General features: G+C 59.7%; 20 protein-coding genes and 2 pseudogenes. 12 read left to right on the top strand and 10 right to left on the bottom strand.

Annotated features, from left to right (window positions below):
• The 3 genes and pseudogenes from MSKU9_RS16960 to MSKU9_RS16950 all read left to right on the top strand — a co-directional run.
• Positions 1-518, top strand: a 518-nt coding sequence (locus MSKU9_RS16960) for a TetR/AcrR family transcriptional regulator (protein ID WP_141262535.1), incomplete at its 5' end; no start/stop codon positions are given.
• Positions 519-887: 369 nt separating this feature from the next.
• Entirely contained in the window at positions 888-1,241 is a 354-nt protein-coding gene (locus MSKU9_RS18970) for a transposase (protein ID WP_141262540.1), read from the top strand.
• A 117-nt stretch (positions 1,242-1,358) separates the two neighbouring features.
• Positions 1,359-2,329 (top strand): annotated as a pseudogene (locus MSKU9_RS16950) (IS1595 family transposase).
• 55 nt (positions 2,330-2,384) lie between these two features.
• Here MSKU9_RS16950 and MSKU9_RS16945 read toward each other — a convergent pair.
• Positions 2,385-2,882: an HD domain-containing protein gene (locus tag MSKU9_RS16945; protein ID WP_227002560.1), complete on the bottom strand. Its 498-nt coding sequence runs from the start codon at positions 2,880-2,882 to the stop codon at positions 2,385-2,387.
• Between the two features lie 498 nt (positions 2,883-3,380).
• Between MSKU9_RS16945 and MSKU9_RS16940 the strand changes: the two genes are divergently transcribed.
• Positions 3,381-3,764: a con-10 family general stress protein gene (locus tag MSKU9_RS16940; RefSeq protein ID WP_141262533.1), complete on the top strand. Its 384-nt coding sequence runs from the start codon at positions 3,381-3,383 to the stop codon at positions 3,762-3,764.
• Between the two features lie 141 nt (positions 3,765-3,905).
• Positions 3,906-4,298, top strand: coding sequence for a PRC-barrel domain-containing protein (locus tag MSKU9_RS16935; RefSeq protein ID WP_141262539.1), 393 nt, complete (start codon positions 3,906-3,908; stop codon positions 4,296-4,298).
• Between the two features lie 411 nt (positions 4,299-4,709).
• Here the strand turns inward: MSKU9_RS16935 and MSKU9_RS16930 are convergent, their stop codons facing one another.
• Positions 4,710-5,831 carry a Gfo/Idh/MocA family protein gene (locus MSKU9_RS16930; protein WP_141262532.1) on the bottom strand — a complete coding sequence of 374 codons (1,122 nt, stop codon included), beginning with the start codon at positions 5,829-5,831 and terminating at the stop codon, positions 4,710-4,712.
• Positions 5,832-6,036: 205 nt separating this feature from the next.
• Here MSKU9_RS16930 and MSKU9_RS16925 point away from each other — a divergent pair, with 205 nt between their 5' ends.
• On the top strand, positions 6,037-6,342 hold the full coding sequence (locus MSKU9_RS16925; protein ID WP_141262531.1) for a hypothetical protein: 306 nt from the start codon (positions 6,037-6,039) through the stop codon (positions 6,340-6,342).
• A gap of 2 nt (positions 6,343-6,344) precedes the next feature.
• Here the strand turns inward: MSKU9_RS16925 and MSKU9_RS16920 are convergent, their stop codons facing one another.
• The gene (locus tag MSKU9_RS16920) at positions 6,345-6,593 is read right to left on the bottom strand and encodes a DMT family transporter (protein ID WP_227002557.1); all 249 of its coding nucleotides are present in this window, start codon (positions 6,591-6,593) and stop codon (positions 6,345-6,347) included.
• Between MSKU9_RS16920 and MSKU9_RS18160 the strand changes: the two genes are divergently transcribed.
• The 3 genes from MSKU9_RS18160 to MSKU9_RS17960 all read left to right on the top strand — a co-directional run bounded on the left by MSKU9_RS18160 (position 6,579) and on the right by MSKU9_RS17960 (position 8,006).
• Entirely contained in the window at positions 6,579-6,812 is a 234-nt protein-coding gene (locus tag MSKU9_RS18160; RefSeq protein WP_162515754.1) for a hypothetical protein, read from the top strand. The two genes, MSKU9_RS16920 and MSKU9_RS18160, sit on opposite strands and share 15 nt — an antisense overlap.
• 618 nt (positions 6,813-7,430) lie before the next feature.
• Positions 7,431-7,592 (top strand): hypothetical protein, encoded by a 162-nt coding sequence (locus tag MSKU9_RS18320; RefSeq protein WP_162851916.1) that lies wholly within the window; start codon positions 7,431-7,433, stop codon positions 7,590-7,592.
• 156 nt (positions 7,593-7,748) lie between these two features.
• Positions 7,749-8,006 carry a hypothetical protein gene (locus MSKU9_RS17960; RefSeq protein WP_154670686.1) on the top strand — a complete coding sequence of 86 codons (258 nt, stop codon included), beginning with the start codon at positions 7,749-7,751 and terminating at the stop codon, positions 8,004-8,006.
• Positions 8,007-8,118: 112 nt separating this feature from the next.
• On the opposite strand, the gene MSKU9_RS16900 is transcribed toward MSKU9_RS17960, so the two are convergent.
• The gene (locus tag MSKU9_RS16900; RefSeq protein ID WP_141262538.1) at positions 8,119-8,541 is read right to left on the bottom strand and encodes a hypothetical protein; all 423 of its coding nucleotides are present in this window, start codon (positions 8,539-8,541) and stop codon (positions 8,119-8,121) included.
• Positions 8,542-8,774: 233 nt separating this feature from the next.
• On the opposite strand from MSKU9_RS16900, the gene MSKU9_RS16895 reads away from it, so the two are divergent.
• Both MSKU9_RS16895 and MSKU9_RS16890 read left to right on the top strand, forming a co-directional pair.
• Positions 8,775-9,911: an MFS transporter gene (locus MSKU9_RS16895; protein ID WP_227000758.1), complete on the top strand. Its 1,137-nt coding sequence runs from the start codon at positions 8,775-8,777 to the stop codon at positions 9,909-9,911.
• A 60-nt stretch (positions 9,912-9,971) separates the two neighbouring features.
• Positions 9,972-10,316, top strand: a complete 345-nt coding sequence (locus tag MSKU9_RS16890) for a DUF952 domain-containing protein (protein ID WP_141262528.1) — start codon at positions 9,972-9,974, stop codon at positions 10,314-10,316.
• 61 nt (positions 10,317-10,377) lie between these two features.
• Here MSKU9_RS16890 and MSKU9_RS16885 read toward each other — a convergent pair whose 3' ends face one another.
• Positions 10,378-11,181 (bottom strand): MgtC/SapB family protein, encoded by an 804-nt coding sequence (locus MSKU9_RS16885; protein WP_141262527.1) that lies wholly within the window; start codon positions 11,179-11,181, stop codon positions 10,378-10,380.
• 221 nt (positions 11,182-11,402) lie between these two features.
• Between MSKU9_RS16885 and MSKU9_RS16880 the strand changes: the two genes are divergently transcribed.
• Positions 11,403-12,293, top strand: a complete 891-nt coding sequence (locus MSKU9_RS16880; RefSeq protein ID WP_141262526.1) for a DMT family transporter — start codon at positions 11,403-11,405, stop codon at positions 12,291-12,293.
• 80 nt (positions 12,294-12,373) lie between these two features.
• Here MSKU9_RS16880 and MSKU9_RS18315 read toward each other — a convergent pair whose 3' ends face one another.
• The 5 genes and pseudogenes from MSKU9_RS18315 to MSKU9_RS16860 all read right to left on the bottom strand — a co-directional run bounded on the left by MSKU9_RS18315 (position 12,374) and on the right by MSKU9_RS16860 (position 14,653).
• On the bottom strand, positions 12,374-12,547 hold the full coding sequence (locus tag MSKU9_RS18315) for a hypothetical protein (RefSeq protein ID WP_162851915.1): 174 nt from the start codon (positions 12,545-12,547) through the stop codon (positions 12,374-12,376).
• Positions 12,544-13,119 (bottom strand): twin-arginine translocation signal domain-containing protein, encoded by a 576-nt coding sequence (locus MSKU9_RS16875; protein WP_141262525.1) that lies wholly within the window; start codon positions 13,117-13,119, stop codon positions 12,544-12,546. The genes MSKU9_RS18315 and MSKU9_RS16875 overlap by 4 nt, the downstream gene beginning before the upstream one ends.
• Positions 13,120-13,244: 125 nt before the next feature.
• Positions 13,245-13,568, bottom strand: coding sequence for a hypothetical protein (locus tag MSKU9_RS16870; protein WP_141262537.1), 324 nt, complete (start codon positions 13,566-13,568; stop codon positions 13,245-13,247).
• 261 nt (positions 13,569-13,829) lie between these two features.
• A pseudogene (locus MSKU9_RS16865) lies at positions 13,830-14,225 on the bottom strand (structural protein); the annotation flags it as partial.
• Positions 14,222-14,653 carry a hypothetical protein gene (locus tag MSKU9_RS16860; protein WP_193557725.1) on the bottom strand — a complete coding sequence of 144 codons (432 nt, stop codon included), beginning with the start codon at positions 14,651-14,653 and terminating at the stop codon, positions 14,222-14,224. The pseudogene MSKU9_RS16865 and the gene MSKU9_RS16860, both read right to left, overlap by 4 nt.
• Positions 14,654-14,885 lie beyond the last annotated feature (232 nt).

Raw genomic sequence — 14,885 nt, 5'->3', positions numbered from 1 at the left:
TGACGGCGACGATGACCGAGATCGCTGCCCGCTCCAGCACGGCGATCGGTTCGCTTTACCGTTTCTTCCCGACCAAGAACGTGCTGGCCGCCGCAGTGCTCGAACGTTATGGCGCGCGGCTACTTCATGCTCTGGATGGACTGATCGACCGCGATCCGCCGCTATCGCCAACCGCCGCGTCGGAAGGACTGCTGGACATTATCCAGCGTCTGCGGACGGAACGCTCAGTCGTCCTTTCCCTGATCGACAGCGGGGTTACCCTGCCAGATGGGACAGGAACGCTCCGCAAGGCGCTGATCGGGCGCATGAGCCAGCTGTTGTCACGGCTCGGTGGCTCTCCGGGCCCGCATGACGAACGGGCGGTGATGCTGCTGCATCTGGTCAAGGCGATCTTTGCCCTGCCACAGGATCATTCGATTTCTCGCCCTGCCCAGGATGAGGAAGCCGTTACGCTGCTGCGGCTCTATCTGGAACACGCACTCGCCTCCTGCCGGTCCGGGTCAGAAGTCGCTCCGTAACCTCTGACTTTGCACACAGCCGATCGGTATTTCCAGCCGTCGTGTCATCTGGATCAAACGGGTCTGTTTTTTAAATTATAAGGGGCTGGCATAGGTTAAGCCAATAAAGGGTTGATATATCATCTGAAAGTACGCCGTCGCAGCCGGTTGGCACTTGTCATCCAAAAACGGAATTCTGGAGCACGTGGCGGCGGTTACGCCTGCGCGCAGTGCTGCGGAGATCATTGGCATCAACTGCAATACAGCGACCCTGTTCTACCGCAAGCTTCGGGAAATCATTGCCAGGCATAATACTCTAGAAGCGTCGCTTGCGGGAGAGGTCGAAGTCGATAAGAGCTATTTTAGTAGACATCGCAAAGATAAAAGGGCCTGGTTACTGCCGGAAAGGTCGCCGTTTCCGGACTTCTCAAGCACGGTGACTACCTCCACTCCATGATGATCCCCGATACGGGAAGCCAAACGCTCATGTCGGTCATCCGCAGGAAGATACGACCGGCTTCAATCGTTTATTCGGATTCATGGCATGCCTACCGGACGCTTGATGTCTCTGAGTTCCAGCATGAAAGGATCAATCACGCCAGATGCTTCAGCGAAGGGCATAACCATATCAACGGCAGGGAGGACTTCTGTGGAATCAGGCGAAACGGCGTCTGCGACGATACACTAGACGATTACGGGCATCATTCGCGATACCGACCTCGACGGGGACTGTGGCGGGCATAGCCCGCGCCACGACATTGTTCTCATAGAAGCCTGCACCGCAAATCAAAGAAACTTCCCGCTTATCAACAAGACAGCACGGCCTTACCGGGCGTGTTTTGACATCCCATATGAACTTGAGTGGCTGGAGTTCTGGTGATGTTGAAGGTCATGAAAGGTCTGACAGACGTTGAGTTCGAGCGTCTCTACAGCACGGAAGAAGCCTGTATCGAGGCGTTGCTGATGGCGCGTCGGGAGGCATTGATGGCCTGCCCGTCCTGCGGCCACGATCGGAATTACCTCTGTGGTCGCCGGGTAGGGTGCACACGCTGCAACCGTCGCTGGTCGGTCACGGCCGGCACGGTAATGAGTGGACAAAACTCCCACTTACGACCTGGTTCCGGGCCATGCATATCATGACCAGCACCAAACAGGGCGTCTCGGCTATCGAACTGGGCCGTCGGCTGGGCGTGAGCTATCCGACGGCGTGGTATCCCGCCAAACGCCTGCGTCGCGCCATGACCGAACGGGAAACCCGTTATCTTCTCGGTGGTTCAGGTCTGGACGGTGCCCCGGTCGTGGTCGAGGCAGACGATGTCTATCTGGGGGGCGAGCGCAACCAGGGCTCGGGTCCGGGAGGCAAGACCAGGATGATCGCCGCGACCGAGCGGTATGACGACGGCCGTATGGGCCATGTCGCCATGAGGATGGTGGCTGGCTTCACCAGCAGGGCGGTGCGGGCATTTGCCGATACCTGCCTGACGGCAACCGTCAGGGTTCATACCGATGGCCTGAAGGCTTTTCTGGCTTTCGGCACACCCGCGAGATCCCATGTGGTCACTGTCAGCGGCAGCAAACGCCCCTCCCGGCAGCGCACTGCGCCGTTCCACGGCCTCAACACCGCCATCGCCAATCTGAGCACGGCTCTCAAGGCAACGCACAAGGCCATCGCCCCGCAGCACACATCCGATTATCTCGGCGCTTTCTGCTGGACCACAAATCGAAGGCACAACATGCCCGGCATGATCCACGCCGTATGCCGGGCCGTAGCAACCTCTTCAATCCTTACCCGCCACCGCGCATACGATGAAATTCCCGTGCTGCTTGGTTGATAAGCGGGAAAGTTTTTGGGTGCCGCCTTTTTTCATAGTTTCACCAGAAACCTGTTTATGATTTCCCCTGCCCTTTTACTCCTGCCGGGTGTATTGCGCGGCCAGCGCCGCCGCCTGCTGGTGCAGTTCTTGGTCCCCTCGGGTCAGCACATCCAGCAGTTCCCTCTTTTTCATGCATGTAAACCCGCGCAAATCCCGGATCGTGCCGTGTGATGGAAGCCGTGTTGTCGATCTGGTCAGCCAGCTTGATTGTCTGGTCCATGGTCTTGCGCCGCCTGCCGTTACCATCTGCGGGGCAACTGACATCCGTCACCATTTTAACCAGTGTCGCCACGTCAGCACCAAACGCAGCTTTTATATCTGCCAGGGTGACGGGTGTGTCCTCCACCACGTCGTGCAGCAGGGCGGCGGCCACGACTTCGTCGCGTGCACCAGTCTGCGCCACCATGCGCGCCACGCAGCGTGGAGGGACGATATACGGATCATCACTGTATTTGTGCGTCTGCCCAATGCTGGCATGGGCGGCTTCGGCAAATGCATCGGCACGGGAAATGCAGGTCGTCTGTCATGATAAGGGACCTTTGCGTATCCGGTCCGCGTCGGGGCAACATGTGGCATGTCACGGATACACCACCCGGATCCTGTCCCGTCCGGGCATGACCGTATGTGGCATCCATAATGTTGCATATATGGAATAGAAGTAATGATGCCGTGCAACAAATATATTCCCTGTATTCCCCATAAAATGACGAATCTCTGGCACAAACGAAGCGGCTTCAGTTCCTTTACCTGAATCCGTATATGATGCGTATAAGGGAATTATAAAGTATATGGTCTTAATTGTATTATGAAACCGACCTGTTTCGTGTCTGCATGAAGTGTGGTGTCGCCCTGTTTATTTTATATGGCTGCTGCGGAACCGTCGGGATGATGTGCCGTTGATCTTCCCACAGCGCGCATTTTCGGGGTCGCTTCCCCATTGGGGCCCAGCAGGGTACCGGGGAAAAACAAGGACCTTCTGTAGCCGCTGTGATATGGAAAGGTGAGGATCATGAGTTATCATATCTCCCTGCACGCACGCACCAGCCAGCCCGTATTCGCACCGGCCGACAGCCGTGGTGGTGGGGGGGCCGCACACAATCCCGGCAACTTTGCCAACGACCCTGCCCGCGCGGCCGAAGCCGGGCATAAGGGCGGGCAGCACAGTTCCGGCAACTTCGCCAACAATCCGGAACGTGCAGCCGAAGCCGGCCGCAAGGGGGGCCAGCACAGCCATGGCGGGCATACGGCGGAAAAATCGACATCCTCCGCCACGACCCACGCCGCAGGCACCCACAAGGCCACGCAGCACGGTTCGGGCAACTTTGCGGATGATCCCGAACGCGCGGCGGAAGCCGGACGCAAGGGCGGCCAGCATAGTCATGGCAAGTCGTAAGTAACCGGGTGGGCGGGACCTGTAACCGGGTTCCGCCCGACCTGCCTGATCTACATGAATGCCGTCCCCCGTCCGGTGCGATCCGCCCCGATGGGGGCGTGGCCTTCATGACATTCAAGGAGAAGCATCATGTCTGCTTCAATGACAAACAATACGACAAATGGTTCCATAACCACCGGCATGACCGACAAACATGACCTGATTTCTTCCGACAAGGTCGAGGGCACGTCCGTGTACTCCCCGTCGGGTGAAAAACTCGGCACGGTCAAGTATTTCATGGTGGACAAGATCAGTGGTGACGTTGCGTATGTCGTCATGAGTTTTGGCGGCTTCCTCGGCATGGGCAACAGTTACCATCCCCTGCCGTGGAAAAACCTGCATTACGACAAGGACCGTGGTGGCTACATTGTTGCCCTGACGCGCGAACAGCTTGAGGCCGCCCCTGCCTATGCCGAGGACACGTCCCCCGACTGGACAAACAGCCAGTACGGAAGTCAGGTCGATACCTATTACGGTGACCTGCCCAAAATGTAGGCTGGGTAAAAACTACGGCGGATATAACCGCAGGCCGCAGCTTCATGCCGTGGACTGCGGTTTTTTTTCGGGCAGGACATGAAAAGGGACCGGTTTCCTGCCGCGGTGGCACCATCACCGGGTGGGGCTGACGGCATGGTCCCCATGCCCGACCAGGGCGAGGACGATTATTACGGGCCGCCCACCTGCTGGTACTCTGGCATGGATCAGGGGTGTTTACCGGGATCGGGGCCAGTCGGGATGACCATCATACGCCTGAATACATAGGTAACTGTTTGAAAGGCCTGCCTGTGAGCATCCTGCGGTTCTGAGACAGCTTTTTTCGGAAAGCTTCATGGAATGCCGCCTCTTTGAAAAAAGACGGCAGCCAGAAATTCTTTATTGATCAGAATTTTATTCTGGAATGCCACGTCAGGCTGATTGTGGGATAATGCCTATCATCTCCTGAATACCCGGTTCACGGACCGGCGGCAGGGTCATGATCTGATCGGGCAGCGCCACGCGTGCGGGTGGCATGGGATCCAGCTTCTGCGGCTGGCCGGTCTGTAGCGCGCGCTCCACTGCAGCCAGGACACGTACGTCGCGTAATCCTTCTTCCCCATCCGGCTCGGGGTCGCGATCATGCAGGATACAATCGGAAAAATAGGCTATTTCCCCACCAAACTGCTCCACCGGATCATGGCGGCGCGTTTCCTTGCGGCCGTTTATGCTGGTGGTATAGGTAATGCCGGTATCGGGTCCAAACATGTAACACGGGCCGGCGGTCACGCTGCCCCTGTCCCCCACCAGCGAGAAATTCTCGACCGGCGCGCAGGCATAGCTGACAAGGAAATATGCCATCCGCCCTTCGGCAAAGCGCAGGGTGACGGAAACCGTATCATCAAAGTTGAAGCCCCGCCCCGGCGTTTTCGTGCCTATGGCGTGGACTTCCACCGGTTCGCGTGCAAACAGGTTGCGCACCGCATTCAGCGGATAGGTGCCCATGTCGGGCACCGGCCCGGACCAGTAGCCGGAATGGCCGCGATGATTGGCTTCGGCAAAATTCTGCCCGAACATGGAACTGAAGGCCATCAGGTGCCCGAAATCCCCGTTGCGGCAGCGTGAGATCAACTCCACCGTCCCCGGTTCACAATGCAGGCGGTAAGCGACCATAAGCTTGCCGCCGCCGCGTTTGCGCGCGTCCAGAATGGCTTCGCAATCCGCAACACTGGTCGCCATGGGCTTTTCCAGCAGCAGATGCAGCCCTGCCTCCAGCACGGGCACCGCATACTGCCGGTGGAGCGCGTTGGGGGTGGCCAGATAAACCGCGTCGATATTGCCCGAATGCAATAGGGTGGGCAGGTCATCATAATGACTGGCCGGGATGTCATAGCGCGCTGCCAGCCTGCGGGCCTTTTCCGGGTCGCCGGTCACCAGTGCGGCCAGCACGGAATTCTTTGCCCGCGCCATGCCTGGCATGAAGGCCTGCTGGGAAATCTGCCCGCCCCCGATTACGGCATAACGGACCTTTCTGGTGTTGCTGTCAGGTGTCATTTCATGCCTCCAGACTCTGGTTTGTCGTGTTGGCGGGTGAACGTGGCACCATGGCAGGGGTTGCGATTAGTCCGGCCGGGACTGCTGGTTGCGGCCAGCCGTTTTCATATGGTCTGGAATGAATATGAAATAGAACTGGCAATAATGACGGGCGTTACAATGCGACGCCGCGTGTCGCGACGTTACCATACAAGGATGAACGATAATGACCGCACGCCCCCTTCGTATCGCGTCGCTTGTGGCGTTCGCGCTATGCGTGGACACGACAGCCCATGCACAGGGCAACACACCCCTCAGAATGCCGGTCGAGACCATGCCCGAACATGGTAGCGCGACATCCATGTCCAATACCCCGGAAAGCCAGTGCCGGACACAGGATACCGGACACGGCCATTCCCATCCCTGTCCGCGCAAGGACCCGAGCAACCCGAACATACCCGGCACCCGGCATGGTGGGGGAGCGGCCCCGTCATCTTCATCCACGCCGCCTACGGGCAACATGGATGAATGAATTCACGCGGTTGCGGATTTCATGAAGACCACGCCAGCCAGGATCAGCAACGCAGCGATGATGCGGGCCAGGCTGGCGGTTTCGCCAAACTGGACGATACCGGCAAGGAAAATCCCCACCGCCCGGCTTCCCCGTCCACGCCGCATAGATCGGCGCATGGACCACAGCAGCAGGCCAAAGGTGATCATTGCCGCCACCAGTATAACCACCGTAGGCCAGAGGCGGGTAAAGCCTTCATGATGGTGGCTCATATTACCTCGAACATGCCTGCTGCAATCAGGGCAAGCCACACCATCATGTTCTCCACCGGGGCGGGATTTCAGGACATGGCAGCGGATTACCGCCGCGCACACCTGAACCAGGCTGATGTCGGGGCACAACGGTCAAGTGACGTATCGCAGGCGCGGGTGGCGCTGTCCGGGCAAGTTGTTACCGATACCGTCCTGCCCCTGCTGGCGGCATCCGCATAGACGCGAAAGGTGTATCCGGTTTCACCGCCCAATATGGGCAGGACTGGATACGCCTTTCATGCCTGTTGTCCGACCGGGTGACAGGACGGGAAGACCCGGCATGGCCGGGATCAGTTTCTTGCAGTCCGTCAGACGGAAACGGCTGTTTTAGCGGCGGCCGTAATGGCCTTCGTGGTACTCTTCACGGTGCTCACCAAAAAAAGGACTGTGCCCATGCGGCTGCCGACAGGGATGCGGCAACGGCGAGTACAGGCATGATGACCGTACGTTTCATAATGCCTTCTTTAGATTACAAAGTTGTAATATTTTTGGATTGTCGGGAACTGAAAGGCATCACATTTTTACAAAAAGATACAGCCAATGGCTGTTATCAGGAACACGTGGTAATAATTTATGGGAAAGGAATAATTTCCTTAATTATGCTGCGGTCGTATGACAGTTTTGTGTAATTCTGATTAATTTATTGGTAATAATTGGGCATATTCAGGGGGCTGGTTGATGTGGCAGTCGCGTAGCAGTGATGGCGGATTCATACAATCATCACATTCATGACCAGGTGTTTTTGTTAGATTGTTCCTGCCCGCGCCTGTGCTGGCTCCCTCAGGAGGTTTCCGGATCATGAATACGCAAGCCGTCTCTACCCCCAAACCCCGTAAAGAGCCGCATGAAGAATGGCGCGAAGCCCTGATCCATGCATGGAAAAACCGGCGCGGCTATGTGCGTGCGCATGAAGCGGCCCATATCCGCCCTGAAGACGGTTTCATGCATGAGGAAGCATAATATATCGTACAGGCAACAATGTTCTGCGATAATCGCTGGTATGATGCATTCTGTTACAAATAATTTACCGGTAAAGGCTTCCTTGCTACTGGTTGTTATTTTATAGGGGGTTGGCAGTTTTCTAAAACCCGATTGGTAAACAAGGAAATTATATACATGAAAAAGTCCCTTATCCTGGCGGCAGTTCTCGGTCTTTCCCTGCCGGTTGTTGCCCACGCTGAAGACAACAACGAACAGGGCCGTCATGGCGAGCACCACGGTGAACACCACGGCAAGCATCATGGTAAGCACCATGAAGAAAACGGCCAGAACGGCGAACACGGTGATCGCGAACATGGCGAACACGGTGACCGTGAGCACGAAGGTGAGCATGGCGGTGAACACGACCATGACCACGAAGGTCAGCAGCAGTAATCTGCAGCGATCGTAGCGCGAATAAGGGGGCGTCCCGGCATGGGACGCCCCTTTTTTTGTTTCCGGCTCCCTGCCCTGCCCTGCCGTGCGTGTCGCGTGTGCGGCCCTGCGGTCAGAACAGGATCAGGTCGATACCGACACCCAGCACCAGCATGCCCCACAGGGAAATCCCCATGGCCCGTCGCCGGATCAGGTTGGCTGACAGCAGGACAAGCAGTGGGTCTGCCGCAGAAGTTTCCCCTTCTTCGCCGACTGCTTCCGCCACGGCGCGGCTGTGTATTTCGCGGTAGGGGCCGCCGTGTTCTTCCACCCCCACCGCGCTGAGCAGGCCAAGGCGGAAATTGCGCAGTTCGGCTTCGGTATAGAGCGCCTGGCGGTTGATGGAGATGGGCTTGGGTCCGCAACGCAGCCATCTCATGACGCGCAGCTGGAACGGGTGAATGCCAAGGTAATGCGATGCTTCGTGTGGCGAAAGAATGTTGCGGCGTGGAAAATGCAGCACGGCCGGACTGGCATTGTCATTCTGGGGGCGCATCACGACGCTTGGACCTCTGTTCTGGATACCCGGGCATGGCACGGCTTGCTGCGCGGGGCGATCACAGGGTGCCGCGTCGCGACGCCAAAGACCAGCCCCTATCGTCCTTTTCCGGTACGATTTCATGATTGTCCCCTTTCCGTAACGCCCCGATGGGGTTAAAGCGGCCGGGCATACCACTGCCTGCGCGCAGGGTGCTGCATCCATTGTAATCCACTGTGGTGTCCATAATCATGATGCGTATCGGCATGCTCTCGATCGGAGCATTTGTCTGGCTGGTGACCGAAGTCCTGCCCATTGGCCTGCTGACGGACATCGCCCACGGGCTGAATGTTTCTGATGGCTCCGTGGGCATGCTGGTCACGGGTTATGCATGGCTGGTGGCGCTGACGGCCATCCCGCTTACGCTGCTGACATCGGGCATGGACCGGCGCGTGCTGGTGGCGGGGCTGCTGGCGCTGGCGGGTGTGGTGGACATTGCCTGCGCATTTGTCACCAGCTACGCGGTCATGGCGGTGCTGCGTGTCATGCTGGCGCTGGGGCATGGCATTTTCTGGTCAATCATATCGGGGGTCGCGGTCCGGCTGGCGCCCGAACTGCCGGTCACGCGCGCCACGGCACTGGCGTTTACCGGCGTGGCCATGGGGTTCGCCTGTGGTATTCCCATGGCATCCGCCATCGGGCAATGGCTGGGCTGGCGGGCGGCGTTCATCATATGCGGCGTGGCAGCCCTGGTGGTCATGGCCGGGCTGCTGGCGCTGCTGCCGCCGCTGCCCTCCCAACGCAGGCACATCAACATCATGCTGCTGCTGCGCCAGCCATTGCTGCGTTATATCGCCATGCTGACCATGCTGGTCATCATGGCGCATTTCACGGCCTATACCTACATCATCCCGCTGCTGCACGACATTCCGCACAGCCCGGAAAAACTGGTACCGCTGCTGCTGCTGGTCTATGGCGTTGCGGGGATTGGCGGTAACTGGATTGGCGGGCGGCTGCCATGGTCGGCGGGAAGGACGATGGGGCAGTCCATCATTGCCATGGTATTGTGCCACGGGCTGCTGGTGGCGTCGGGGTGGGTGCCGGGACTTGTTTGGGTGGACATGGTGATCTGGGGCGTGGTTGCGGCCCTGCTGAACCTGACACCACAAAGCTACGCCATCGAACTGGCTCCGGCGGAGCGTGAGGCCGCATGTTCGTTCTGTGTCACCGGCTTCAACACTGGCATTGGCGCGGGTGCACTGTGTGGGGGCGTGGTGCTGTCCACCGCCGGGTCTTACGCCATACTGGGCTGGAGCGTGGGCATAGCACTGGTCGCGCTATGGGTGCTGCGCGCGGGGCGGCATTACGTGCGGCAGGTCCCACGCTGACCCGGTTGGCGGGACCACGCTCATGGCCTATGGTCGCGCCGTGCAGACAGGAAAGCCTCCATGACCGATCGTATCGTATACAAGATCCTGACGCCTGACGAATATGATGCCCTGACGCGTGCGGGCAGCTTTTCCGGCTCTTCCGCCGATATCGTGGACGGGTTCATTCACCTGTCGGCCGCCGGACAGGTGGCGGGCACGCTGGACAAACATTTCAGCATGAAATCCGGACTTGTGCTGGTGGCGGTGGATCTGTCCCTGCTGGACCCGGCGGTGGTACGGTGGGAACCTTCACGCGGGGGGCAGCTTTTCCCCCACCTGTACGCGTCGCTGCCCATTGGCGCGGTGGTGGCCACCGCCCCTGTGGCACGCACGGCTGATGGCGGGGTCAGCCTGCCGGTCTGACGATCCCGGACCTGATTACCCCGGCCTGCGCGTCCGTGCCTTCTGGTCCTGTGGGTGCGGTTCAGTCGGGGTCGGTGTCGGCTTCTTCGGTTTCCACGCCAATCACGCCATCAATATCCGACAATGCCGCCACCAGATGCGACAGCGGCCGCCTGCCCCGCACCTTTATGAACAGCGTGACCGTGGCATGGGCATCATGGCCCGGGGCTGACATCAAATCATGCTGGCGGTCATGCAGATCCTGCAATGTGTCGGTATCCACCGTGGCACCCGCCGGTGGTTCGATACGGACACGGTGGATGGTGAAGCGTAGCTGCGTGCAGCGGATCAGGATGCTGCGCAGCAGGCCCTGCCCATCAGGGTAGGAGATGAACAGCCCGGCCGAGCGCGCCGCATGGTCACGCGGGACCAGATGCGCCAGTCGTGGAAACCCCAGCATGATGATGAAGTGTCCTACCGCCGTCGCCACCGCCAGCGCGATCAGCCCCGCCCCGCACGCCATGCCCAGCGCCGCCGTCAGCCATACGGACGCCGCCGTGGTCAGACCGCGCACTACGTCGCGGCGCATGAAGATCACGCCGCCGCCAATGAACCCGATGCCCGATACCACTTGGGCTGCGATACGTGACGGGTCCAGCACCACCCGCCCGCTGTCGAGAATGTTATTGAACCCGTATTTCGACACGAGCATGAACAGCGCCGACGCCACCCCGACCAGCGTATAGGTGCGCAGCCCGGCACTTTTCTGCCGGAACTCCCGCTCCAGCCCCACCAGTGCCGACAGCACGAACGCCAGCGCCAGTTCCCCCAGTTGCAGCCATCCTTCCCCCACGGTGGTCGGTGTGAATGATGGCTGTATGGTCATATGCGGTCATGGTCCCTGTGTGATGTGGCAAAGTGTCCTTCCATCAACACGATAGATGCGGGCGGGGTTGCCTGTACGCCACGCACGGGTCACAACGGGATGGAAACAACAAGGAAGGCATTGCCGGGCAGCCCCTGTCCGGCGCGGGGAAAAAGCCCTATGGAAATGTTTATGATGCATCGGGCGCATGTCGCGGCCACCAGCAGGAAGGGACGCGGGTCATGCCATCGCTGATCCGTGTTTCCCGGCAGGAGGTGGCGCTTATGACCGTGACCTTCTTCTGGGGCGGCACGTTTCTGATAGTACATCAGGCGCAGCAGTATTGCGGGCCGCTGCTGTTCGTTGGGGTGCGCTTTGTCACAGCCTCCCTCATGGGCATCGCCATGTTTCATCGTGCGCTGCGGCGGGTGACAATGGCGGAAATACGTGCAGGCACTGCAATCGGTCTGTGCATGTGCGTGGCCTATGTCAGCCAGACCTATGGATTACGGACCATCAGCAGCAGCCGGTCCGCCTTCCTGACCGCACTGTACGTGCCCATGGTGCCGCTGGCGCAATGGGTGATGCTGCGGCGCCCGCCCCATCTGATGAGCTGGGTTGGCATCGGCCTTGCCTTCTGCGGGCTCATGCTGCTGTCGGGCACGGGGGCGGCGTCGGGCGGGTTTGGTCTTGGTGAATGCGCGACCCTGCTGGCGGCCGTGGCCACGATGGGGGAAATCATCCTGATCGGGCGGTTCGCCGGCAGTGGCGACAGCCGACGCATCACGGTGGTGCAACTGGTGGTGACAGGTCTCCTGTCGCTACTGGCCATGCCGATGGCGGGTGAACATTTCCCCGCGTTTTCGTGGGTATGGCTGGCGGGCGGCGTGGGCCTTGGCGCTGCAAGCGTTCTGATCCAGCTTGCCATGAACTGGGCGCAGAAAGCTGTTTCCCCCACCCGCGCCACCATCATTTACGCGGGCGAGCCGGTATGGGGCGGCATTGTCGGCTGGATCGCGGGCGATGTGCTGCCCGCGACATCGGTGGCGGGGGCAGCGTGCATTGTGGCGGGGGTTCTGGCCAGCGAATTGCGACTGCCGGAGCACAAAAAGAAATCCAACGCGACATCCTGATGCGCAGGTGGACAGCGGGAAATGCAAATTATTGACAGATAGAAAGCGTCCCTAGGAATTTCTGGATAATTTGCATGACATTACAAAGGCAGGCTGTTGTGATCCGATGGATCAGGAGCAGGCGGGCCGAGTGTATCCATAATCCGCCGCCTGTGACGTCCCTCCCGCCATGCTGCGATGCCGAACGCCAGCACCTGCGAGAACGCGGCGCCGGTCAGGAACAGTCCCAGACCGGCAAACGCATGGGTAGTCATTCCCCGGATGCCGCAAAGATGGCGATCTGCCCGATGGCCGCATCCCCATTCAGGGGCGACACGGCGCGCAGACGCGGGCCTGACATGTCGATCATCGCCCTGAGCAGCGAGATCAGCGTCTCCGCCGCCCCTGCCGCCATTCTGGCTTCGGACACGACGCTGCTGGACAGGTTGGCTGCCGTGCCGGTAATGACCGCGATAATCAGCGTATCCACCTTTTCCACATCGGCCAGAATGCTGTCGAACGCCGCCCTGACGCTGGCACTGTCGTAGGCAACCGACGTGCTGGAGCCGGCTGCGGTCTGGAATGCAGCCAGCGCGGCCCTGAGGGAGGCAATCACCGTGCTGGCCAGTGCCAGATCTGCCGCCCCCATGGCTGACGCCACAAACGATACGTTGATGGCCGTGCTGGCAAAGGACAGGATCGCGTTGCCGTAATCCACGACCTCGGCCACGTTCAAGGTGATCGTGGCGGTAGTGCCGGACCGGGTACTGGAACACGCTACCAGTGCAGTAGCGGCGACCAGGGCGGAAGACGCGCGCAGGAAAGTGCGGCGGGACAGGTTCTGCATGGCATGCTCCAATGAAAAAACCGCCTTGTGGGCGGCAGACATATTTTTGCCTTGAAGTTACGTACAATCAGGGATGCAGCCCCGGAATGCATCGGCCATCCACCTAGCGCCGGGGCTGTCTTCCCTTATTTCAACGATGTTTCAGGTCTGCCCTTCCTGTTCAGGACCGGGATGCCAGCCAAGGCGACTGCCTGTTTTGCCGCGGGTTTGTCCACCAGCGGCACGCGCACGCCTGACTGTCCGGGCTTGAAGTGGTTTTCCGCCCAGCCGATGTTCAGCCCGATTGTGGTGATAAGCTGATAGGCTGGGACCCACCGGCTGCCTGCATGCGGCGGTGTTATCAGCGCCGAGGCTACGGAGCACGAGATAACGAAAACGCAAGCGTAGAACGTGTATTGCTCCGGCACTTCGTTGAGCAGGAACACAACGGCCGCGCTCAGACCGCCCATTTTTGCGTAATTGCCGCGTATGGCCTGATTTGCAGCCAGCAGCAGCGTGACCGATCTGGTTTTGGGATTCATATGACACCTTGATAGCCTGCGGGGAGCGGGCGACATGCGCCGCATCCGCTAATCCTGCCCCATGGTTGGAAGTGTGAATCCACCGCCACATCCGGCACTGACTGGTGGCGTTCCGGGCGCATGGTCGTGTTCCGTGCCGCGCCATGATGCAGATGTCAGCAGCGTCCCGGTCGTGTCGGATGCGGTATGGAGTGCGAGGTTTATCTGTGTCAGGCTGATATGGCCCGGCCCGTTTTCCATTATCGTGATGCCGTAGATCATATGCTGCTGTATGGCTGGATCGTCCATGTCCAGCACCGTGTCCGGCGCGACATTCATCTGGCGGCATAATGTGGCGATATAGGCGGCGGTATCGTTCTCGCCCGCGGGCGCGTATGTCGAGATGATCGCCGCCACCGTTTTCAGACCGCGCACGGCGTAACGCACAAGCTGGTCGCGCAATGCCCGGATGCCGTCATCCATCGTCGGAAACACTGCAAAGCGCGGGCTGCCCACATCCGTTTCCAGATGTGCCCCGGCCTGCCCCACATAGTCCAGGTTGCCGGGGTTATTGTTGCGGATGCCTCGGGGAAGTCGTCCGTTCATGGTCCATACCCAAATGCGCGTTTGCAGAACGACCATGCCGCATCGCCAATCTGTCCCCAGCCCAGCAGCCCGGTGGCCAGCACGATGAAGGTCATCGTCACCCATGATGTGAGTTTCAGCCCGCCCTCGATCCGGGCCAGCCTGCCGGATATTTCGGTGTCGCGGGCGGTGGCGGTGTCGGTCATGTCGTCAACGCGTTCCATGATCTCGCGCCGCGTCTGTGCAGCATTGTCAGACACGGTGCGGGTCAGGTCGCGGCGCAGGTCGGAAAACTGCCGCGACAGCGTGTTCAGGCCATCACGCAGGTTGTCATGGCCGCCTTCCACCTTTGCCAGCCGTTCCCGGACCTGCGCCATTTCTTCTGCCGTGGCGCAGCGCACAGATGCGCCCTGCCCTGCCTGCACGGCCGGTGTCATGTATTCGCTCATTCATCTTCTCATAAAAAAACCGCCTCAAGGGCGGTCGGGCAGGCGCGTACTGTCAGGGCGCGGGATCAGGACGCAGCGGCAGGCGGCGTGTAGATGCTGCCGACCGGATATTTGCAGTCCGCATCCAGTGCGAAAGCCAGACCGGCAGGCGCTGTAACACCGTCCAGACCTGTCAGCATCTGGGTTGCGATGACTTCTCCCGCAGGCAAAAGCGTCACAACCGCAGGTGTCA

It is taken from the genome of Komagataeibacter diospyri (assembly GCF_006538165.1).
In the GTDB taxonomy this organism is placed as follows: domain Bacteria; phylum Pseudomonadota; class Alphaproteobacteria; order Acetobacterales; family Acetobacteraceae; genus Komagataeibacter; species Komagataeibacter diospyri.
The sequence above is the reverse complement of the archived record's forward strand: the minus strand, read 5'-3'. Positions and strand labels throughout refer to the sequence as shown.